Origin of the sequence: Niabella pedocola, from assembly GCF_021044425.1 — a bacterium.
GTDB lineage: Bacteria > Bacteroidota > Bacteroidia > Chitinophagales > Chitinophagaceae > Niabella > Niabella pedocola.
On sequence record NZ_JAJNEC010000001.1, the window covers coordinates 128,453 to 151,579 of the forward strand.

General features: G+C 46.0%; 16 protein-coding genes. 10 read left to right on the forward strand and 6 right to left on the reverse strand.

Translation table 11 applies throughout. The annotated features are described in order from the left end of the window. The first annotated feature begins 15 nt into the window (after window positions 1-15). Entirely contained in the window at window positions 16-279 is a 264-nt protein-coding gene (locus tag LQ567_RS00525) for a hypothetical protein (RefSeq protein WP_231002058.1), read from the forward strand. Window positions 280-1,197: 918 nt separating this feature from the next. On the opposite strand, the gene LQ567_RS00530 is transcribed toward LQ567_RS00525, so the two are convergent. Together LQ567_RS00530 and LQ567_RS00535 are read right to left on the reverse strand one after the other, a co-directional pair. After that, window positions 1,198-1,851 (reverse strand): hypothetical protein, encoded by a 654-nt coding sequence (locus tag LQ567_RS00530; RefSeq protein WP_231002060.1) that lies wholly within the window; start codon window positions 1,849-1,851, stop codon window positions 1,198-1,200. A 17-nt stretch (window positions 1,852-1,868) separates the two neighbouring features. Continuing rightward, a complete protein-coding gene (locus LQ567_RS00535) occupies window positions 1,869-4,103 on the reverse strand; it encodes a TonB-dependent receptor (protein WP_231002061.1) in 2,235 nt (744 codons plus the stop codon). 538 nt (window positions 4,104-4,641) lie between these two features. On the opposite strand from LQ567_RS00535, the gene LQ567_RS00540 reads away from it, so the two are divergent. After that, on the forward strand, window positions 4,642-5,022 hold the full coding sequence (locus tag LQ567_RS00540) for a hypothetical protein (protein WP_231002063.1): 381 nt from the start codon (window positions 4,642-4,644) through the stop codon (window positions 5,020-5,022). A 104-nt stretch (window positions 5,023-5,126) separates the two neighbouring features. Here LQ567_RS00540 and LQ567_RS00545 read toward each other — a convergent pair whose 3' ends face one another. The 3 genes from LQ567_RS00545 to LQ567_RS00555 form a co-directional block, all read right to left on the reverse strand. Then, on the reverse strand, window positions 5,127-5,828 hold the full coding sequence (locus tag LQ567_RS00545) for a LytR/AlgR family response regulator transcription factor (RefSeq protein WP_231002065.1): 702 nt from the start codon (window positions 5,826-5,828) through the stop codon (window positions 5,127-5,129). Continuing rightward, window positions 5,825-6,826, reverse strand: coding sequence for a sensor histidine kinase (locus LQ567_RS00550; RefSeq protein ID WP_231002067.1), 1,002 nt, complete (start codon window positions 6,824-6,826; stop codon window positions 5,825-5,827). Before LQ567_RS00550 ends, LQ567_RS00545 begins: the two co-directional genes overlap by 4 nt. A gap of 491 nt (window positions 6,827-7,317) precedes the next feature. Next, the gene (locus LQ567_RS00555; protein WP_231002069.1) at window positions 7,318-8,208 is read right to left on the reverse strand and encodes a winged helix-turn-helix domain-containing protein; all 891 of its coding nucleotides are present in this window, start codon (window positions 8,206-8,208) and stop codon (window positions 7,318-7,320) included. A gap of 199 nt (window positions 8,209-8,407) precedes the next feature. Between LQ567_RS00555 and LQ567_RS00560 the strand changes: the two genes are divergently transcribed. Continuing rightward, window positions 8,408-8,953, forward strand: a complete 546-nt coding sequence (locus LQ567_RS00560) for a hypothetical protein (protein ID WP_231002071.1) — start codon at window positions 8,408-8,410, stop codon at window positions 8,951-8,953. 74 nt (window positions 8,954-9,027) lie between these two features. Here the strand turns inward: LQ567_RS00560 and LQ567_RS00565 are convergent, their stop codons facing one another. After that, window positions 9,028-9,582, reverse strand: coding sequence for a dihydrofolate reductase family protein (locus LQ567_RS00565; RefSeq protein ID WP_231002073.1), 555 nt, complete (start codon window positions 9,580-9,582; stop codon window positions 9,028-9,030). Window positions 9,583-10,038: 456 nt separating this feature from the next. Between LQ567_RS00565 and LQ567_RS00570 the strand changes: the two genes are divergently transcribed. The 7 genes from LQ567_RS00570 to LQ567_RS00600 all read left to right on the forward strand — a co-directional run bounded on the left by LQ567_RS00570 (window position 10,039) and on the right by LQ567_RS00600 (window position 23,122). After that, window positions 10,039-11,694, forward strand: coding sequence for a GEVED domain-containing protein (locus LQ567_RS00570; RefSeq protein WP_231002075.1), 1,656 nt, complete (start codon window positions 10,039-10,041; stop codon window positions 11,692-11,694). Window positions 11,695-11,993: 299 nt separating this feature from the next. Next, window positions 11,994-13,058 (forward strand): N-acetylmuramoyl-L-alanine amidase, encoded by a 1,065-nt coding sequence (locus tag LQ567_RS00575; RefSeq protein WP_231002076.1) that lies wholly within the window; start codon window positions 11,994-11,996, stop codon window positions 13,056-13,058. 310 nt (window positions 13,059-13,368) lie between these two features. Continuing rightward, window positions 13,369-16,080 carry a GH116 family glycosyl-hydrolase gene (locus LQ567_RS00580; RefSeq protein ID WP_231002078.1) on the forward strand — a complete coding sequence of 904 codons (2,712 nt, stop codon included), beginning with the start codon at window positions 13,369-13,371 and terminating at the stop codon, window positions 16,078-16,080. Between the two features lie 27 nt (window positions 16,081-16,107). Next, window positions 16,108-17,535 carry a sulfatase-like hydrolase/transferase gene (locus tag LQ567_RS00585; protein ID WP_231002080.1) on the forward strand — a complete coding sequence of 476 codons (1,428 nt, stop codon included), beginning with the start codon at window positions 16,108-16,110 and terminating at the stop codon, window positions 17,533-17,535. 257 nt (window positions 17,536-17,792) lie between these two features. After that, the gene (locus LQ567_RS00590) at window positions 17,793-18,359 is read left to right on the forward strand and encodes an RNA polymerase sigma-70 factor (protein WP_231002081.1); all 567 of its coding nucleotides are present in this window, start codon (window positions 17,793-17,795) and stop codon (window positions 18,357-18,359) included. Between the two features lie 8 nt (window positions 18,360-18,367). After that, window positions 18,368-19,474: a FecR family protein gene (locus tag LQ567_RS00595; protein WP_231002083.1), complete on the forward strand. Its 1,107-nt coding sequence runs from the start codon at window positions 18,368-18,370 to the stop codon at window positions 19,472-19,474. A gap of 210 nt (window positions 19,475-19,684) precedes the next feature. Next, window positions 19,685-23,122: a SusC/RagA family TonB-linked outer membrane protein gene (locus LQ567_RS00600; RefSeq protein ID WP_231002085.1), complete on the forward strand. Its 3,438-nt coding sequence runs from the start codon at window positions 19,685-19,687 to the stop codon at window positions 23,120-23,122. Window positions 23,123-23,127 lie beyond the last annotated feature (5 nt).

Below are 23,127 nucleotides of genomic sequence, written 5' to 3' on the forward strand. Positions count from 1 at the left end.
ATCGAATTGATCTTTTTGAAGGTGCCAAACAGTCACGCGCAGGGATTATCCTTTCTGTATCTGCCGGAAGAAAAGCTCATTTATGAAGGTGATCTGCTGTCCATGCCGGAAGATGGAACTATTACACCTGCTTTTCAGGTATCACGTGAATTTTATCAATTTATCCAAAAGCACCAGATCACCTACAGACAGATCATAGGACATCATGGACTGGCGAGGATTACACCGGAAACTTTTCAACAGACAATTGGTTTGGCCGATACGATCAATCAGAAATAGGAAGCACTCAACGAACTTCCTAAAGCTAATTTAGAATCTGCGCAACACAGTAGTGGAAGGAGCATTAATTGTTAGCCAGGTATTGAGCGAAAAGTTTGAAGAAGCTGGCGTAATTTTACTTTGAGATAATTTGAGTAAATTTGTAATAGTTCTTAGAAAAGTGTACCATTGAAGTAAGCGGTGAGTTAATCCGTGAGTTTTTTCGGCGTTACGCTATAAAGAATTGATATGCATTACAATACAAGGGTTGTTCGAATCCTGTCTTCCCGACATTCAAAAAGGCTCTGATGATTCAGGGCCTTTTTTTATGGATGGTTATCAACGATGTTGTATCCATTGAAAGGGAATCGATGACGCAGCGCTTAGAGTACCATCTTTCCGGCTTTTCAGGATTTAAAATCCAATAAGACCCTCACCATATTTTGATTTGTAAGGAACCGCATTGAACCCGGCGTGGCGTACATCGGTTACTTATATAATGATAGATGGTTACTCAAAACTGTATAGTCGTATAAAACAGGAGGCCGTCTTAAAGCTACCTCCTGTTTTAGTTCCTGATACGTAAATTGCGATGATTTTCTGTTTCCGGGGCAGATCGGTTTTCTGATTGCCACCAGATAATCTATTTAGTTCTTGTTGAATCTGTTTGCAAATATTGATACCCGCACCATCTATCGTTGAAATCACGGGTATGGTTTGCATTTCGAAAGCGCAGGATAAATACGCTTCCCACAATAAAACCCACCAGGATCAATATGGATGCAATTTTAGTAAGCGTTACTAACAGGGGTTTTGTTGAAAAATTTCCAAATACATAACCCAGGATTAAAACAAGGCATGCAATGATTATGATCCTGGAAATGATAAATATTAACACTGGCATAAGAATAATTTTAGCGTTTATAATTTGACTGACGTTTACTTGATTTGTTTTAAAAGGTTTTCTACTTCTGTTTTTCCCCAGTGCGGTGCGATGTTTGCGTCGGTTTCCTGCTCTAATAACTGGCTTGCTTGCACGAGTAATTCTTTCGCTTTCGTTTTATTACCTCCCCAGATTTTAGGTGTTGCAAATTTTTGCCAGCCGGCCAGGTATAATGCTCTTGGATTTTGCGGATTTGCAGCCTGGGCCATCTGTATATACCGGAATGCCGCAGGGCCGAACTTTGCTCCATATGTTTGCGGGTTGATGAACACTTTGTCCTGGTTTACCATCGCCATAATGCAGTAAATTTCAGAGAGCTCCTTCTTTTGACTGGCGGTGTCGATCAGGGATAAAGCCTTGTTGATCTGCTGCTCGGCTGTATTGGCGAAGGGCTCTATTTTTTCTCCATCCCGTTGATACATCCATCCTGTTTGTGCATTACAAAAAGCCGCGTAATACCAGGTTAACCAGTTGTTGCTGTCAGTTGCTGTTAGTTGCAGAAAATCCTGAGACAGGATTTCGTAGTCTTTTGCTGCGCTTGCATTGTCCAATTTTGCAACGGTAGCTTCAATACCGCCGGAGTTTGTTTGCGCACTGGTCACCTGCAGCGTGGCTGCCAGGAACGTCATTGATACGATTAACTTTTTCATTGTTGTTTTTTTAATTGTTATAGATTCTGATTGATAATATCATCTCTTCTGTCTGTGCCAAGGCTCATAAAAAAGCCGATATAATAAAATCGTGTGGCAGGAAGCGTTACCGGAGTTTTATTATTACCATCGTAGCTGAAGTTGTACCCGAATACCTGTTTTGTGCCCAGCACATTGTTCATTCCAAAGCCTATCCCAGAGAAATCCTTCCATTTTTTTGAGATGTTGAACAGGTAGGCGAAACTTACGTTCAGACTCTGATAATTTTTCGTAGTACCTGAATATTGGATAACCGGACGCCCATCGCTTTCTGTCTTTATATTATAATAGGGCCTTCCGGTAGTAAACCAGTAAGCGGCATTGGCCATAAAATTCAGGGCAGGAAAGAATCGTTTAACAGCCAGCGAAAAAGTATGAGGTGTTGCATACGTCGGGTTTAGTTGATAGGGATAATTCATGAATTTTCTTTTGGTATCCAGATAGCTGTAACTTACCCAATAATCCAGATCCCTGACGGAGCGTTTGTCTCTAAAGAAAAGTTCAAAACCTTTAGCATACCCATCACCGTTGTTTCCTATTGCGGAATCAGTACTAATAAGATTTTTATAGGCTTTGTAGAAGAGCTCTGCCCGCAAAAAACGGTTAGAAGCATTACGCTGGTAATTGATAATATAATGTGTTGCCTTACTGAAATTGAGACGTTTATTTTGCAGGAGGTATTCGCTGAGAGGTTTTTGGTAAAAGATGCCGTAAGCCAAACTTAGTTGGTTTTTTTCCGAAAGTTTATAGGCGACGCTTACCCTTGGGGTGATATTTATTTGTTGCAACAGGCTTGATTGCTCCGATCGCAGCCCAATTCTCGCAGCCAGTTTCCTGTTTAACTGGAGATCTGTTTCCGCAAACATAGCAGTTGCATCTTCGATATAGGCGCTTCGGCCTTCTACATTGGGTTCCGATAAGCTGTTTGTAACATCCTGGTGGATATACTCTGCGCCAAATCTAAGCGTTTGTCTTCCTTTAAACCGTTTACTCAATACAACCTTGCTGTTTAAGAAATTATGTTTGCTGGTATAGGAGCCGTTCTTTTCACTAAAAGGGTATCGATTGATCAAAATTTTTTCATTTTCAGCATTGTGCAGGCTTTTTTCAATATCCTGGCTGCTGTAATTATAGCTGACGGCGGCATCTATTTTCCAGTTATTCCGAAGCGATTCTCTGTAAGAAAGATTTGAATAAAGATTATTTCCTTTGGTTTGGAAGGAGGACTCAAGATCGATGCTGTCAATATCCGCCTGACCTAACCCGGTATTATTATAACCATAGTTGGCATAAAATTTCAGGATGCCTGTTTTACTTGTCTTAACTCTGAAATTGAAGTCGCTGCTGATATATTCAGGGCCATGAAAATAGCCGGCTGCCTGCTTCACTATTTTATTATAAAAAATACCGGCATTGCTATAATTTAAAGTAACTCCCATACTGGTTTGTTTATTTTTCGCAAGATGCTGAAAGCCCAATCCCTGGCTTGTTGGGAATAAGTGCAGACTGGCTTCAGATTTCTCCGGCAGGTCAACCGTTTCAAGTATCAAGGCACTGCTTAATGCATCACCATATAACGCGGAATAGCCTCCTGTATTAAATAGAATTCCCTTAAATAAAAAAGGGTTTACCCTTGCCGGCTGCATGATCCCCGGTACCGATGCATAGTTTGGGTTTGGGAATGCCACTCCATCAATGAATTGTTTTGCCTCATCGCTGGTGCCGCCCCTTACAAACAAACCTTCGGATTCGCCAACCTGTTGCACACCTGGCAACGCCCGCATTGAATTGGCAACATCGCCACCCGTACCTGCAACGGTAACCGCATCCATCGGTGTTAGCGATGCTCCTTTAGCCTTATCGCTTGCGATAAATGTGCCAGCACTCATAACCACCACGTCGCCCAATACTTTTGCTTCATCCCGTAATATGATCACTATTTGTAATGCAGCGTCCTCCGGATGCACCAAAACACTTTTCGGTTCGTAGCCAACACAGGAAATGATTAATGATTTTGAGCCTTTTTCAGGTACGATGATCTTGAAATTCCCGGCGCTATCGGTGGTGGTTCCGGTACCGGATTCTTTAATATGAATGCTTGCCGATTGAAGCGGTTCTTTTTTCTGATTGCTGACTTTCCCGGTAATCATCGTTTGGCCCTGCGCTATAGCTGCCATAAAAGTGATAAGGATCGTTGCTAAAAACAGTTTCATAACCATTGTATTTAGATTGACAATCCAAAGCTATGGAGCGATGAAAGCGTTGGCCGGAAAGAATAGACAAAGAGGGCATATGAGTAGAGCAAAGCGGCGTTTACTTCAGGGCAGGTTCATAAACGGCGGTTGTTTATCTGAAAAACAGCAAATAGAATGTCAAAGCAAGAATTTGAAAAGCAGCAGAAAGGAGTAATAGCCTGTTGCTTTAATAAAGCTGCGGTCAAAATGCCGCCAGCCCAATGAAAAAGTTAGCAACTGGTCCTTCCGCAGTTATTTTGTGCTGTACATTGGCTTCAATAAGGCTTTGCACTTCCTTTGCCCGGATGGAATGATTATTGTAAGATGCTTCATGGAGCTCTTTAACGAGGATACATATTTGACAAGGTTTAAATTGCCCTGCTGCAAAGTCTGTTTATACAACATCCGGCGACTGAACTTAAATGAACGTTGATGAATCAGATTTATTTCAGAAAATTATACTGGTGAAGCAGTTGGCAGGATATTTATTTTATTCTTCACTAAATAAATAAAAATCATGAAGCTCAGTACACTTTTAAGCATCGCCTCCGTTTATATGGTTTTAGCCGGGCTTGGATTTATTTTATTTCCGCAGGCATTTGGCCGGGGAGCGGTACCCTCAGATGCTTCCCCGGCTTTGATTGCCTATCTGCGGCTCATAGGAAGCCCTATGCTAGGGATTTCAGTTCTTAATTGGATGTCCAGAAAGGAAGGTCCATCTACAGCCCGTAATGCAATAATAATAGGTAATACCGTTGGCTTCGCAGTAATCGCCGCCCTGGATATTTGGGGACTGTTTAATGATGCAAGGCCCGCTACTAAAGTATTTGTGGTTATACACCTGCTCTTCACGCTTGCCTTTCTCATCCTGGGCCGAAAGAACATCTTAAAGGGATAAGCGATACAAGAGCAGCACGAAGATGCCCGTATGGGTTTATGCCGCTGATTTTAAGGCTTCTTACGGTGTTTTATATAAGGCCGAAAAATAAAAGGTGCCGTTTTTTAAAAAGAAATCATCTTTAGCAGTCCCGTTTTAAAGTTGTCGCTCAGCGGCAATTCAATAGCGCCAAGATTAACAAGGTCTCTTTTTACAGACGCTATTTTGTCTACTGCTACAATGTAGGATTTGTGTATCCGTACAAAACGGTAGGGCAATAATTTGTCTTCTATATGGCGCATGCTCATTTTAGTAATTACAGGCTTTGCCGTTGATATTAAGAATATTTTGATATAGTCTTTCATACCCTCGATATAAAGAATGTCTGCAATCGTAATTTTTACCTGTTTGTATTCTACATATACAAAAAAGTACCCCGCCAGCTCTTCCTTGTAGATGGCTTTTTGTTGCAGGGCGAAAATATCCTGCGCTTTGTTACATGCTTTTAAGAAACGTTCGAACGAGACGGGTTTTAGCAAATAGTCAATCGCATTCAGCTCAAAGCCTTCGAGCGCATGCTCTTTATAAGCAGTTATGAAAATGACCATCGGGGGCGCTTTTAATGTTTGCACAAATTGTAAACCGTTCAATCCCGGCATTTGAATATCAAGAAAAATCAGGTCTATATTTTCTTTATGCAGGATATCGGCGGCTTCCATCGCGTTTTTACACCGGGCTGCCAGCTTCAGAAAAGGTACCTGCTGAATATTGTCTACCAACAGATCCAGGACTAGCTTCTCATCGTCTACGGCTATACAGTTTATCATATAAGGGTGAGTTTTAAATGAACAGCGAAGATATGCCCGCTGTCGGTAATCACGAGTTCATGCCTGGCCGGGTATAAAAGTTGTAACCTGTTTTTTACATTGGTTAATCCTATACCGGAATTTTTATCCTTGCTGCCGCTATTTTCAGAATAATTGTTAGCGATGTCAAATGTTAAAGCATTTTCTATTTCAGTAAGTTGAATCGAAATAAAAGCATCCTCAACCAGGCCGATACCATGTTTAAAGGCATTTTCCACGAAGGGAATCAATAGCATCGGCTCAATCTGCCTGTCCGTATTATTGACATTGATCGCTACATTTATTTTCACATCATTGTCAAACCGCAGCCTTTGCAATGCAATGTAATTGTGGAGATGATCCGCTTCATTTGGTATGGATATCCGGCTGTTTTGAGAATCATACAGCATATAGCGCAGTAGGTCTGATAACCTGATCAGGGATGGCTCCAGTATATCCGATTTTTGCCGTGCCAGTGCAACCATATTCGTCATCATGTTAAATAGAAAATGAGGGCTCATCTGAGACCGCAGAAACTTCAGTTCCGATGATAATTGCTGTGCCCGGGCTTCTTTTTCCAGCCGTTCAAATTTTACCCGATCGCTGATGAGCCTGAATAAAATACCGGTTAGCAAAAAAGGGATTACGGCAAAAAATATAATCCGCCGGTTTTCTTCTGTCAATAAAAAAGCAGGATTCTGCTGAAGAAATAGCAGTTTAACCTGGTAGGAAATAATGACAGTGGCAAAGACACAAACTATATACAGCCACCAGCGTTTTCGCGTAAGCAAATAAGGATACAGAACATATACATTCAGGTAGAAAATGCCGATATGAAAAAGATTGCTTATTGGGAAATACCCTCTGGGCAGCCCGCCAAAGGGTTCTCCCGCTATGGTAATAAAGGGGATAATGTAAAGTACCGTCCACACCAACAGGTGCATGCCGGGTACAAAATATTTTTGTGCTCTTAAGTTCATGGTGCCTGCACTAAGTTACTGCAAGATAGGCAATAGAATATTTTGGCAGCAAGAGTGTAGACGAAGGAAGTAAATGAGAAGACAAAATAATTGAATAGTTCCGGTTGTAAAGGTTTGTGTAAAACCGTTTTCGGGTGGTGCGGATTGGTAGCACCCGCACGAACCCGATATGGCTTACATTGAAATACGACGCGAAAGAATATCGGTGTGCGATTCATTGAGTAGAAATATTAGGTCTTTGTAACGCCTGATAAAGAACATGTTGGATAGGATGTTCGAATCCCGGGGAGTATGCAGGCGGCGGATGTTCAATGGCAACATCACTGGTATGAGCTGGCGGGGCCAAAACAACAGTGCCCCGATCCGGCGGTACGGCCATTTCTCCTTTCGGTGATTCGGCAGCCAAAGAAGGCAAAAATACCATAAGCAGATCGGAGCCCTGGTTGAACGACCGTATACCTCAAAAGCCCTGTGTTGCGGTAGGGGGCTTTTTAAGAGCTGATTTCAAGCTTATAGCCTTTGCCACGTACAACAACGATCTTGATGTTCGGATCAAATTCCAGTTTTTTTCTAAGTTTGGATATGAACATATCCAGGCTGCGCCCCACAATAACACCTTCGTCTTCCCATATCTCTTTTTGCAGCCGGCTTCGTTCTATAACCTGGTTGGGAGCCAGCGCGAAAATATGTAGTACACGGGTCTCAGTTCTGGTCAGCTCTATGGCTTTTCCATTTGACATGAGTTTACGAGCCTCCGCATCGAACGAAAGGGACCCCAACGGGAGCGCACCAACAGGCTGACTGTCGGGCAAGGCCTTCCGCGGCTTAACAGATCTCAGAAAAATAAACCCCACAAATGCCAAACCCAACAGGGAGCCTAAAAAATATTTATTCGTTACCGTACCTATACCCGTTGGCTTAAACTTAATATTTATCATATAACATGCTAAGGGTTGCTTTCTTCCTAAACAGGCTACAATATCATCTTTCTTATTTTTTGATATAGCATATCCATAAGCCACTTTGGCGTTGGTACAATTCAATACGTTAACAACATAATCACTGGCAAGCGGGTCTTTGGATAACAAACGCTGGGTAGTATGCACCAGGGAGTCGGGCTGAAAACTAAAAGCCTTCTCAAAACTGATCTGGTATTCATTTTCGGTAAGCTTTTTTACAGGAAGCACCCTTGAGGTGCTGTCGCCCGACTGCAGGAGCGTTTCATGTCCGATCTGGCGGAGTAAAACTTCCCTCCGGGCAACGTCATAATCATCATTTCCGGTCATGCTGAAAGCCACACAGATGATGGAGGTAAACGAGAGCAATACCAACGCGAACAGGTACTTACGTTTCCCTGAGAGGAGATTTTGGCTATCAGACATACGATTTACAATTTATTTACAAAGGTTACATTTTTATTTACAATCCAAATTTCCAGGCTGAAAAACTGGAGGATAATTTCGCTGCATCCACTTTGATAGGATAGGTAAACAACGAAAATGCCTTAGTGTTTACTAAAAAATGAAAGAAACTTCATTGACCGCTATTGGAATCGTATCTCTTTTACCCAAAAAATAAAAAATGATGAAAAAAGTTATGTATTTGCTGATCTTACTGCTGGTGGTGGTAAGCGGACTGGTATTTGCTAATCGCGAAATTAAAAGTGAACCTTCTAAAAAACCGGCTCCCAAGCCACCCACTGCTGCCGAAATGAACGCCGGATTGAAACAATGGGAGGCTACTCCTGAGGGTATAAAGTTCAAAAAATGGGAAGCCGCTCCGGAAGGAAAAAAAGTGCTTGACGGTGCAGCTAAAATACGCAGGCAAATAAATGCGGTGACCAATATGGAGGCGGTGGTGACCGCTCTTTCGCTTCCGCCCGGCTCACGATTGGGTTTCGGAGTGATGGTCCGGATTGATGGTGACGATTATATACTCAGTTTTGGGCTGGAAACAGCGAATGAATTTCAGCAATTGCGTAGCCTGAAAGTTAACGACAAACTAATTATCAGAAGCCATAGCGTATCGTACGCGCCCAAGTATGCATATCCAATTGTACAGGGCGACTATGTGGAACGCGATCGTAAAATAATGTATAAACGTGCCCCTCGCAAAGGCGGTTGCTAAGTAAACAATGCAATATTGAAATCATACCGATGGCGGATAGCAGCAATGATCCACGTACCAGGTTTTTTGGGGCATTAAAGCCGATACCGGACCAATGTTACACCGGATGAGAATTTTTCCATTTCCATCAATTCGAGCTTGTGGCGGTGCTCAATGTTTTGGAAAAGGGGCGTTCCCTTCCCCAAAATCACCGGATGGATTGCAAGTCTCAGTTCGTCAACCAGGTTCAGATTGAGGAGCGTGCCAGCAATTTTTGCTCCTCCGTAAAGCCAGATATTTTTTCCCGGCTGCTGCTTTATGTGGTGTACCTGCTCCTGAATATTTGAGTTGATAAAAATCGCATCCGTTCCGTCGCCCTTAACGGTCTTTGAGAAAACATATTTGGTCATGCTGTTCAGCAAATGGAAAGCCCGGCGGAGTTTTTCATTTGCATTTTTCTCCGGCTGCTGGTTGCCCCACTTTTCGTAGGCGACCCTGCCATAGAATATCGTGTCTTTATCGCTCAGGATATCCATCAAAATATCGGCATAGTCGAACGCGTCGTCTTTTACAAGCCAATCAAGCTCCCCGTTTGGTCCTTCGATGAACCCATCAAAACTGATGGCAAGGTTTAAAATGATTTTTTTCATGGGTATCGGTTGAATTACCATAACAAATACAAAGGATTCCCGTGCTGTTTCGCTGACAACCAAACCAGCACACCTGTTGCTTATTTTAGTTACAAACACCCCGCCAATCTTTCAACGAATGCAGTTGATCATACCAAATACAAAGGTGTTCTCACAATTTTGAGACGGTCTTTCTGGTTACGCCGAAGACAGGTTACTGTATACAGCGGAAATATATCAGAAAATACTTTAGGCCGGATAGGGGAAATTGCTCTTAGCAACGTACTTATAGTAAGATACGTTTAATGAAATGATAGCGATCTGTAAACCGGTTGCTGAATTGGAAGCTGCTCTTTTCCAGCTTCCGGTTTCATCCCGGTATAGCATTAACTAAATGCAGAAAGGAGCGTTCGGCTGCTTATCAGCGCTATTCATTTATGAAAACGCAGATCAATTTAAACCTTAAAAAAACGGTATATGAGAGCTAAAACCTATCTGTTAGTGGTGTTACTTTATGCTGCGCTTGGCAGTTATGCGCAAACGGTAGCCGGTGTCAGTGATATCGGAACCGGGTATTACAACGGCCATATTTTTGCTACGTTTAACAACATTACGGGAACACCGCCCGTACTTACCGGAAGTTTGGGCAGTAATCCCTTTACGATTAATTTTTCAGGCAATACACATCCCCTGTTATTTCTATCGGGTAATTATGGGCCTAACCGTCCTTCAAACAGCGGAGATTTCTCTGTACCCACCGTTGAGCTGGACTATTCACAAGTGCCGGCAACAAGCACCATTACGTTTACAAATACGCTTCAGCCGCTCGATCAAATGACGGTAATAGATATCGATAATGAAGAAAGTGTAGTATTTGAGTTTTTAAACGCAGCCGGTAATCCTGTACCCGTTGCCGGTAATGTGCGGGCCTTATCCATTTCAAGCATGTCGCCCAGTTCTTCGCTCAATTTTCCTGATGCCACCAGCATTGCCGTTAATACCGATCCCGGCAAATCAAACGATAACCTGGCCGACCAGGGATTTGCATTTGTAATGCTTACGAACGTAGTTAAAACGATCCGGTTTACACAAACTGCACCCTCTGTTTCCGGTTCATGGAATTTTACATTTTCAAAAGGTACCCCTGATTTCGGAGATGCGCCGGTCTCTTATGGCAACGCCATGCACCTGCCCTTAGCGGCTATGCTTAAAATGGGGGCCAATGGTCCCGATGCGGAAGCCACCTCAAGCGCTAATGCAACCGCTTCGGGTGATGATGTGGTTTCCGGCTCCACTGTAATTGATGATGAAGATGGGGTAACAAGCATTCCGGCAATAATCAATACCGGCCTGAAGGGACAGGTGATACCCACATATACAATTACCACTACGGTTACAAACAATACCGGTATGAGCGCCAATGTGGTTGCCTGGATCGATTGGAACGGGAACGGAACATTTGAGGCCTCGGAAGCGGCTACCGTAAGTAGTGTGCCCACAGGCAGTAACAATGTGTCCCGTACCTTCACCTGGAGTAATCAAATCCTTACGGGAGCTACAGGGGCCACAAGAACCTATTTACGAATAAGAACAACAACAAACGCGTTGACATCCGGTATGCCCACCGGTTTTGCAACGGATGGAGAAGTAGAAGATTATGCCATTCCTTTTACTATTGCGCTTCCGGTTCAATTCGGGGATCTTTCCGCCGTTAGTAAAAACCATTCCCTTTCTGTAAACTGGAGTACATTAACGGAGTCCAATACCGATCATTTTGAAATAGAAGGTTCGAAAGATGGGGTTCATTTTAAAAAAATAGCAACGGTAGGCAGCAAGGCTGCCGGCGGCAATGCTTCCGGAAAATTAACGTATGCCTATGAAACTGATTTCGATACGGCCACTGCTGTACTGTTTGGCTTTCCGGCGCTGCTGGCGTTAAGTCTGATCAGTATGAGAAGGCGGTATAAAATATTCGTTACCTCCCTGCTTATCGGTTGTATTACGATCGTTCACGGTTGCAGCGATAAGGAAATTGCTGATATCGATAATAGTGATCTTTTTATAAGAATCGTGCAGGTTGATAAAGACGGGGGGCGAACAACCTCAAATGTGGTTAAAGTGGTAAAAGAGTAATCCGGAACCATTCGGAAAATATTTAAGATTTTTAAAATAGCGCAAGATGCAACAGCACGTTTATTCGTGCTGTTTTTTTTGCTGCCTACCTGTTGGAAACCGTATCCTTTTATAGCATAATGTTAAATCCGAAAGAATGTATTGTCGTTTCCCGGAAACCACTGGTTGTGTATCAGGTCATTGACTATTCCTCCGGGTGGAGCCGTTCATAAATTCATACAGCCGGTTTACGGGTTCCTGTTAATTTATGTATCTTTCATTAGTAAACAATTTAATACGAATGATTGATGGGCTAATTTATGTACGGTAAAATAATACAACACACAAATCTGGTATTGGCGTTATGCCTGTTTGGGTGCGCGGGTTCATCTGTTTCAAGGAAAACCAATGTGCTGGGGAACGGCAGTGGGGATCAACGCAAGGAGGCCGGTCACCCGGAGCAATCAGGCCAAACAGCTGCTCAAACCCCGGTTCCGCAGGGCTCCGCAACGGTGAATAAGCAAACAGTATCCTATAAACCCTTTATTTCTAAAAATACCAACTGGACTGCTGAACGTCTTGTTTATGGAAAGCCACAATATTATTTGTATAAAACAGATAGTCTTCAGAAGGCATATGCGCGCAGGATCTATGCTGAAAACATTAACAAGATCATCGACCAGATCTCCGGGACCCCGGATGATCAAAAGAATCCTGCGGTAAATGCCGATAACTGGTATGCCGCTATTGATTTTAATATCCGGAAGCCCCAGTTTATCATCTTACATCATACATCCCAGCAGAGCGTGGAGCAAACGCTGTTCACGTTTTCTGTCCGTAAAACCGACGAAACAAGCGCACACTATGTAATTGGCCGGAACGGGACGGTGTACCAGATGTTGAACGATTATGTACGGTCTTATCATGCGGGTGCGGGAAAATGGGGCAATATCGTGGATATGAACTCCTGCAGCCTTGGTATTGAAATAGACAATGATGGAGAAAAAGAAAAGTTTACCCCGGAGCAGATCGATGCGCTCCTGAAACTTCTTTCATATCTTAAAGAAAAATACAGCATCCCCACCGGTAATATTATTGGGCACTCCGATTTTGCCGTGGGAAGAAAAGATGATCCAAGCGTGCTTTTCCCCTGGGCGCAGCTGGCGGCAGCGGGATTCGGATTTTGGTATGATAAAAATCATTTAAAAGAGCCTCCTGCTAATTTTGATCCGGTTTTGGCCCTGCGGATCATCGGTTATAATATCGACGATGAGGGAAGGGCCATTGCCGCTTTTAAACATCATTTTATACAAACGGATGAATCCCAAAATTTAACGGCTGCTGATAAAAGGATCCTTTACAATGTAATGCTTCATTACCGGTAGCAGTGTTGGTTGCTCATCCGGGATAAAAGGGCATGAGCTGCTGGTACATGCCCGGTGATGCACAACGGTTTTTTGTCAAAGATAAATTTGTTCATAATCCTGGTAAACGAATTTACATTTTTGAAACGGGCCGGAAAATCTTCATTTTAATACAGGGGAAATAGGGCCGTAACCTGCTGCGGCCGTATTTCACATCGCAGTTTCCATTATATTTGAAATGCTGTTTCCCAAAACGGTGGTTGCCCTTTTGTTACCGGTACTTGTCAAAGGTTCCATCGGGTGCAGTTATTTCAAACAGAAAAAAACAGGCATGCAGGATCATCATAAAATTTCCCGTCGCAACTTTATCAGTCAGAGTAGCCTGGCCGGGGCCGGACTAGCCCTTACAGTAACCACACCGGCCTGGGCCGGCGTACTGCAACCCGGCAACGGCGTTCAAAATACCGGCCCCGCAGGTACCACGTGGATCCGGTCTTTATATGAGCGCGCCACCGTGACCACCTATCTTAAATCAAAGAATGAATTAACATACATCGGGATGTCGGTGGGGGGGATCAATGCCGGCGGATTGTACCTGGGCGGCGATGGAAAACTCTGGCTCTGGGATATCTTTAACCTGAACCAGGAGGGGATCAATCCCCTGGATGTGCCCTGGAAGGACCCGGTACATGAGGGCCAGAAGATACGTTCGCGCGACGGGGGCAGTTATGTGGCACCGCCCAGAGCCGGCGATGTCCGGTTATTGGAACAAGGCTTTGCGTTGAAACTGGAGTATGCAGATAAAACGGTTATCCGGAAGCTTGATGAAAAGGATTGGGAGGAAGTGCGGTTTGAGGCCACCTACCCGGTGGCTACGATTACGTATACAGACCATGCATTACCGGTGGATGTGGTGATGCAGGCGTTTAGTCCGTTCATTCCGCTGGATACGGACCGTTCCGGTATTCCTGCTACCATTTTCAATATTGAAATCCGCAACAAGGAAACACAGCCGGTAAAGGCAAGCCTTGCCGGATGGCTGGAAAATAAAGTAGCGCCCTATACCGGGATGATGAACCGGGTGCAGCGAAAAAGCACCGCATTTAAAGAAGGAAGCGCCACCGGCGTCTATTATACCCTGGAGAAAACCGCTTTTGGAAATCAACAGGCGGAAAAGAGTTTTGATTGCGGCACACTTTGCCTGGCCACACTCGGCAGCAACGCTACGGTAAATGTAGCGGTGGACGACGTGGAGGGGGCTGCCTTATTTGTTGCCGGTGAGGCATCTGAAACCGTAAAGGCGGCCCAGCAAAAATTGGTGGGCACTGTGCTTTCGGTAGCTGAGGTAAGCGCGGGCCAATCTGTAACCCTGCCCTATATCCTCAGCTGGCATTCGCCCAACCTGGCAATCGATAGCGGGAATGTATTGCCGGCCGCCGATCGTGGCCGTTATTATGATAACCAGTTCCGCAATGCGAGAGAAGTGGCCACCTATGTGGCCGCAAATTTTAAAGAGCTGTCGGAGCTTACCCTGCTTTGGAAAAACACCTGGTATGATTCCACATTGCCCTATTGGTTCCTCGACCGCACATTTGTCAATATCGCCGCGCTGGCTTCCACTACATCGCACCGGTTTAAATCGGGCCGGTACTGGGCATGGGAGGGCGTAGGCGCCTGCCAGGGAAACTGCACGCATGTATGGCAATATGCACAGGGTACGGCACGGCTGTTTCCGGCAATGGAACGGGATAACCGGGAGCGGGTAGACCTGGGTATTTCGCTGCAGGAGGATGGAGGCATCTGGTTTCGCGGGGAATATGATAAGCGTCCGGCCATTGACGGACAGGCCGGACGGGTGCTGGGTTGCTACCGCGAGCACCAGATGAGTACGGACGACCGGTTCCTCCGGCAGAACTGGGATAAAATAAAACGGGCGACGCAGTTTATCATCAACCAGGATAAGAATAAGGATGGGATGGTAGACACGCCGCTTGAAAATACACTGGATGCGATCTGGGACGGAGAGATCGCCTGGATCGTGGGTTTATGCATTGCCGCCGTTAAAGCAGGGCAGCTGATGGCCGAAGAAATGAAGGATGCTGCCTTTGCGGCCACCTGCCGGGAATATGTACAAAAGGGAAGCCGCAACATGCAGGACCACCTTTTCAACGGCGAGTATTTTATCCATCGCCCGGATCCTGTAAAGGGCCGTAAAAATGTTGGCTCCTATAATACCTGTCATATTGATCAGGTGTTTGGACAAAGCTGGGCCTTCCAGGTGGGGCTGGGCCGGGTCATTGATCAAAAGCAAAGCCTGTCTGCATTGCGGGCATTGTGGAAGTACAATTTTGTAAAAGATATGGGCCGGTATGCCGAAACACATAAGGGCGGCAGGCCCTATGCCCTGTACGGAGAATCGGGTATGGTGATGAACACCAATCCAAAAAATGAGCCGAAGCCTTATGGCGATAGTGCCACCTGGCAGATGGGGTATTTTCATGAATGCATGAGTGGCTTTGAGCACCAGGTAGCCAGTCATATGATGGCCGAAGGCATGACCGATGAAGCGTTGGTGCTTACACGGGCCATACACGACCGCTATCATGCATCCAGGCGCAACCCGTTCAACGAAATCGAGTGCAGCGATCATTATGGGCGCGCTATGGCCAGCTATGGTACGTTTATTACCGCCTGCGGGTTCGAATATCATGGGCCCAAAGGCGATATCCGTTTTGCACCCAAATGGCACCAGGAAAACTTTAAAGCGCCTTTTACCGCCGCAGAAGGCTGGGGGAGTTATACACAAAAAAAGAACCAGGGCCGGCAGGAAGCGATCCTGGAAGTGAAATACGGGAAGCTGCTGCTGAACAGCATTGGCCTGCAAGCGATACCGGGCGTAAAGCCCCGGAGTATTTCGGTTATGGCCGGCAATGAAAAGCTGGTTGTAAAAGCCGAAACCAGCGTAGGTACGCTGCGGATCCGTTTCAGCAAACCGGTAACGCTTTTGCCCGGGGCGCCTTTAACGATCGTGCTGGGCGCCTGATAGACGGACCTTTATAAATAATAAATCATGTTCCAATTGTATCTCCGGCAGTTTTTATTGCTGATCATGGTAGCGTTGTCCGCTGGTGTACGGGCACAGCATAACGTTCCCGGAAAGCGGCCCAATATCCTTTTTATCTTTACCGATGATCAGCGGAGAGTAGGCACCTTCCTTTCCCCGGATCTGCTCAAAACCCCGGTGCTCGACAGCCTGGCACACAGCGGCATCTCCTTTCAAAATTCCTATATCATGGGTGGTACCAGCGGAGCTGTTTGTGCGCCCAGCCGCGGAAGCATGTTTACCGGGCGCAGTGTGTTTGAGATGCGGGGCAACTATGGCCAGGTGATTCCGGATTCCCTGATCTTATTGCCGCAGTACCTGAAAGCAAACGGGTACTATACCTGGATGACGGGGAAATGGCACAACGAATATGCGCCTTTTGTAAGAAGTTTTAGCGGTGGTGCGTCGATCTTTTTCTCCGGGATGGGGCCACAGTATGCGTTCCGGGTAAATGATTTCCGTGCGGATGGCCAATATACCCAGGGAAACAGCCGGCCGGCTCCGGAGGGCGTACATGCCACGGATCTGTTTGCAGATGAAGCCATCCGTTTTTTAGAAAGCTATAAAGAGGATGATCCGTTCTTTGCCTATGTAGCATTCAAAACGCCGCACGATCCGCGAACCGTGGCGCTGGCCTTTCAGCATCTGTACGATCCGGCAACCACAAAGCTTCCACCCAATTTTTTACCGGAGCATCCTTTTGACAATGGCGATCTGCGGATCCGGGATGAGCAACTGGCCGCATTCCCGCGCGATAGCACGGAGATCCGGAAGCATATTGCCGATTATTATGCCATGATCACCCATATTGATCAGCGCATCGGCGACATCCTGAACGTGCTGAAGCGTAAGGGCCTCGATAAAAATACCCTGGTGATCTTTGCATCGGATAACGGACTGGCCGTAGGCCAGCACGGGCTCATGGGCAAACAAAATCTCTATGAACATAGTGTAGGAGTACCCCTCATCTTTTCAGGGCCCGGTGTATGGCCGCATCAATCGGGGAAGGCGCTGACCTATCTTACGGATATTTTCCCCACCCTGTGCAATTACCTGGGGCTGCCTGTACCGGCAAAGGAGCAAATGATGGGCGAAAGCCTGTTGCCGGCATTGCAGGGAAAGGTTTTTTCCGGCAGAACTTCACAGTATTATATTTACGCCAACTATCAGCGGGCCCTGCGCAAAGGACCGTATAAACTGATCGAGTACCTTGTTAAAGGCACCCGGCATACCCAGCTGTTTAACCTGGATACGGATCCCTGGGAAACCCGTGATATTGCCGGCGCAAAAAATATGCAGCCGGTTATCCGGCAATTGCGTGCGGAAATGCAGCGGTGGCATCAGCGGACCCATGATCCAATGCCGGTGTTTTACGGAACGGCCGTTTCAAAGTAACAGATCGTAAGGTGCCGGATGAACGGTTGCTGTTCAGGCGCCGGCCATGGAAAGATGCAGGCATCTTCCTCCCAAACGGATTCCGTTTTAAATAGATTTAAAAAAAGATGCGTACCGTTTAGGGGATTTATATCCGGTACTGACTCCTATGAATAAGGGGGTACCGGACCGGCCCCGGAAAGGAGGATTCAGAACTGAAGTGCAAAGTTTCCTGCCGGTTGGGCTTTTGCCACTTATGCGTTTAATGATTGCAAGGCTTGGAACAGGATATAAAAATACAGTTATTGGTGGAGCAGATCGCCGTGCTGGACGACAGCAAGGCATTTGAAAAGCTGTTTTATTTGTATTACAAACGGCTGCTCCGTTTTGCCGATGCCATTGTAAAAGATGCACAAGCTGCAGAAGAGGTGGTTTCGGATGTGTTTTTGAATCTATGGCGTAACCGGAGCAAATTGCTGGAGATCGAAAACCTCAACAGCTATCTGTATGTGGCCACAAAAAACCTCGCCATAAGAAGCCGTACCCGGTTACAGAACCGCAAGCCGTTAAATATAGAGGAGATCGAAATAGAGCCGGAGCATTTTACAAATCCTGAAGAAATTTTATTAAACAATGAACTGGTAAAACGGTACGAAGCGGCTGTGAGCAGGCTTCCTTCCAGGTGCCAGACCATTTACCGGCTTGCCCGCCAGGACGGATTGCGGTATAAGGAAATTGCCGCCATTCTGAATGTATCCGTAAAAACGGTGGATGCACAAATGGCCATCGCTTTAAAACGGATCACCCAGGTGGTGCGGTTTATATATGATGAGAAACGGTTGTAACACACACTATGGAAAATAATATCAACAACAGGTTTATGCACCATGCAAGAATATACCAGCTAAGTGCGCGTAAATTAACGCAGGATGCAACGCTTGAGGAGCTGCAGGAACTGGAGCAGTTGCTCCGCGAACATCCCGAGCTGGCATCGCAACTGGAAATGCACGGGCGCTTTTTTAATATAGAAGCAACGCAGGAGGCTGCAGATGCAGAAACCGGCGAAGCCTGGGAACGGCAGGAAGCCCTTATGCGCGCCCGGTTTCCGGAGGTCTTTGGTAACAGGCTCGGGCATACAAAGAAAGGCGCGCTGTTAAAAAAGATCGGGTGGAGTATTGCTGCCGCCTGTATGATCCTGGCGCTTACATTGGGCTATTTTTTTAACAGCCGGAATAATGCAGTTATAAACCCGGCACCGCCTACGGCCGCCGCTGCTATTGAAGCCACCAGCAGTAAACATGAGGTTACGCTGCCGGACGGATCCCGGGCCATCTTGAATAAAAACAGCCATCTGTATTTAAGCGAAGGCTTCGGAAGCGTTAACCGCAATATCCGCCTGGAAGGCGAGGCCTTTTTTGATGTGGTCCATAACGGGCAATTACCGTTTACGGTTCAGGCCGCTACGGTACAGGTAAAAGTATTGGGCACCGCATTTAATGTGCGGGCTTATAAGGATGAGCGGGAAGTAGAAACCTCCCTGATCAGGGGCGCGGTGGAGATCACCGATAAGGTGAACAAGGAACTGAAGATCTTAATGAAGCCCAATGAAAAGGTAACCATCCAGCTCGATGAAAAAAACCTTCCTGATATTTCCCGGGAGGTACGGATGCTGTATAAGATGGAGGAACTGAAAAAAGAAGAGGTGAGTGGTATGATTTCAGAAACGGCATGGGTGCAGGATAAGCTGGTTTTTAACAGCGCCCCTTTATTGGAAGTGGTCCGGAAACTGGAAAAATGGTATAACGTATCCATACGAATCGAAAACGATGCATTGAAAGAAGAACGGTTTACGGGTGTGTTTGAAAAGGAAACGATCAACGAAGCATTGACGGCCCTGCAGCTCACTTATCCGTTCTATTTCGAAATTGCCCCCGGAGGCAATCTTGTCATTATAAAATAAGCGGTTGCCTGGCCGGCACTGCAAACAGCAACGCGGCTGCTATATATGGTACAAACGACTTACAAAAAAAGGAGATGCGGGAACATCTCCTTCGGAGTAACAACAGATAAACCATTATTACTCACTTTAACCAGTATGCAAGTTATGCAAAAATCAAAACCTAAAAAAAGCAGGATTTCATGGCGGGCCTGCGCAAAATTGTTTTTAATTATGAAAATTGCTGTGGTGTTGTTAACGGCTGTGTGCCTGCAGGCGGCTGCTACCGGGCATTCCCAGGAAACGATTACCCTGTCTTTAAAGGATGCCAGTTTTTACGAGGTGCTTACAAACATTCAAAAGCAAACGGCCTACCGGTTTATTTATCATGACAATGTCCGGCTTAAAAAAGAAACGGTAAACATTCATGTAGTCAATGCATCGCTGGCTTATGTGATGGATGCACTGATGCGGAACTCAGGGTTTTCCTATTCCGTGCTCAACAACGGGCTGGTTGCCATAACGGCCACCGAAGCGCAGGCGCGGATCATTACCGGTAAGATCACCAATATTAAAGGTGAACCGCTGGCCGGAGTATCCGTACAGCTCAAAAGCGGCAAGGCCGGAACGGCAACAGATGTTGCCGGGCAGTTTACGCTGAATGTGCCGGATGGAGCCGTTTTGGTGATTTCGGCCGTAGGGTACCAGACCAAAGAGGTGGTGGTAGGAGCAGATAACAATATCGACATCTTACTGGAAGCCATCGAAACCAAACTGGATGAAGTAGTGGTAGTGGCGTATGGTGCAGAATCGCGGCAAACGCAAACCTCGGCGGTTGCCAGTATAAAAGCATCCGATATCCGCAATATTCCTACAGCGGCCCTGTCTACAAGTCTTGCGGGCAGGTTACCAGGCGCCATCATTATACAGAATTCGGGTTTTGTAGGCGCCAATGCCTCCATTGCTGTCCGGGGATCGAGAACGGCCGCGCTCTATGTAATCGATAATGTGGTGAGCGATAAATCGCAGTTTGATGTGCTGGACCCGGGCGAAATTGAATCCATCAGTATATTAAAAGATGCCGCCGCCGCCGCCATCTATGGGGCACGCGCTTCCGGTGGCGTTGTGGTTGTTAAGACAAGATCGGGTAAAAAGGGAAAGACCGCTTTTAATTATCGTGGCATGCTTTCCACCAACCGTACCATGTATCCCCTGCAGAACTGGACGGCGGAGCAGGAGCTCATCTTCCGTAATGGAGTGGCCACCAATCAAAACCGGTTAAGCGCCAGCCCCAATCCCAATTTTCAGGTACCGTTTAACCAGGAGGCGCTGGATTATGCAAAGACCCTGAACTACCAGAGTCTTAATGATATTTTATGGCGAAATCCTTCTTCCCAGCAGCATAGTATCGATGCTTCCGGCGGCAGCGACAATGTAACCTATTTCTTCTCGGCCAACTATAACAGCAATAAAGGGAGTTACGACAATACCAATTTTGATAAATATACCCTTCGGGCAAAGGTAGATGCCAATGTGTCTAAGAACCTCAAGATAGGGACCAATATCAGTTACAACCGGCGTTATACCGATCGTTTTTACTGGCCTTATGACGGTGATAACGGCGAAGGCTTTACGGTGGCGGATTTTTACCGTCCTACGTTTAATTTATCCCGCTTATATCCTTTTTATTCAAAAGCAGATGGCTCGGCCACCACTGCAGATGATCCGGCCCGCATCGCCACTATTATGCCGGGATGGGGTTTTAACCCGGCTCAAACGGTAAACTCCGTAAACTACCGGCATATCCTTTATAATACGTTTAATGCTATTGTAACGGGTGAATTAAAAATACCGCAGATCAAAGGGTTGTCATTAAGGGTACTGGGCGATTACCGCCAGGATAATTTTTTCAGGAAGGATTTTGTAGGAGAATTTAACGTAAGCTACCGGGTACAGCCTGCGGGTGCTTCCGGCATCAACCTGTTAAAGCTGACCCCGCTGAAATTTGATGCGGCCAGTACCGTGGTGAATAACTATGGTAAGTCCTATACAAGTATCGATCAGTTCATGTATATGGATGAGCGCTATCAAACCAACGGCTTCCTGGATTATACCAGGAGTTTTGGCCGGCACAATATCAGTGCTTTTGCCGGTTTTGAGCAATACCAGTTTATGCGCAAAGCCATGAACGGTACCGCGCAGGATCTGCTTACCTCAAATATCGACCAGATCCTGGTGGCCAATACAGATGCAGCGCGTCGCGGCTTTGGCGGTTCGGAGCTCAACCAATCCCGCCTGTCCTATTTCGGCCGTGCTAAATATGATTACGATGCCCGGTATATTGCCGAATTCTCTTTCAGGGAGGATGGTTCTTATATCTTTCCCCAGGGAAAACAGTTTGGTTTCTTTCCCTCGGTATCGGCAGGTTGGGTAATCAGCAGGGAACGGTTCTTTACCATAAAACCCATCAGTACCTTAAAACTAAGAGCCTCCTATGGTACCACGGGGTATGATGGTGTAGATGGTACCACCACCAATATTGCGCCGTTCCAGTTTCAGAACAATTATAGCGTAACAGGCGGCTATCTCTTTGCCGGAGGCAATATGCCGGGGCTGGCGCCGCAGAGTGTATTGCCCAATCCGAATATCACCTGGCAGATCAATAAAACGATGAATGGCGGTATTGATATGGGTTTTCTGGATGATGCCCTCAGCATGAGCTTTGATTACTTTGTTACCAACAAATCGCATGTACTGGCATCAACCGTTGATCTGATCCCCGGCACGCTGGGTACCGGGTTGCCCACCACCAATATCGGAAAATTAAGATCAAACGGGTTTGAACTGGTGCTGGGGTATGGTAAAAGTAAAGGCGCCTTCAGCTATAACGTGGGCTTTAATATCAACTATGCTATTGAAAAGTACATCAGCTGGCCACAGTTATCTACATTGGCCGATTTTCAAAAACTGATCGGACGGCCTACCAATGGTATTGTTACCGGTTATCTGTCTCAAGGGATCGTAAAAGACCAGGCGGTTATTGATGCACTGCCGGCAGGCTTTAAGCAATTTGGACGGCCGGTGATACTGGGCTCGGTATTATTAAAAGATATCAACGGCGCCGGTTATGCACCCGGGCCCGATGGTAAGGTGGATAACAATGATGTAGCCATACTATCCACAAATGCGGTGCCCAGGACTACGTTTGGGGTACCCGTAGACCTGCGCTGGAAGAACCTTTCGCTGAACATGCTTTTCCAGGGCGTGGGCAAATATGATAAGTTCGTTCAAACCATTAACGGCATCGGTGCCTTCCAGCAGGCAGACCGTCCCTACTTCGAACTCTGGACGGATGCTTATTCCCCGGATCTGAATCCGGGTGGCAAATATCCCATGGCCAGCGGCTCCTTTAGTGATCCTGACCTGATGGGCGGTTCTTCTTCCTTCTGGGTACGGAACGGCGCCTATGCAAGGCTTAAGAATGTAACACTGGGTTACTCCCTGCCCAAAAAATGGATCAGCCAGGTGGGCTTTACCGGCGTGCAGCTGAGTTTTAATGCAACCAACCTGTTTACGATCACCAGGTTTAAGGAATATGATCCGGAGCAGTCGAGTATCGATTCTTATCCCTTGTTCCGTACCTATGCCTTTGGTTTAAACATATCCTTATAAAACTC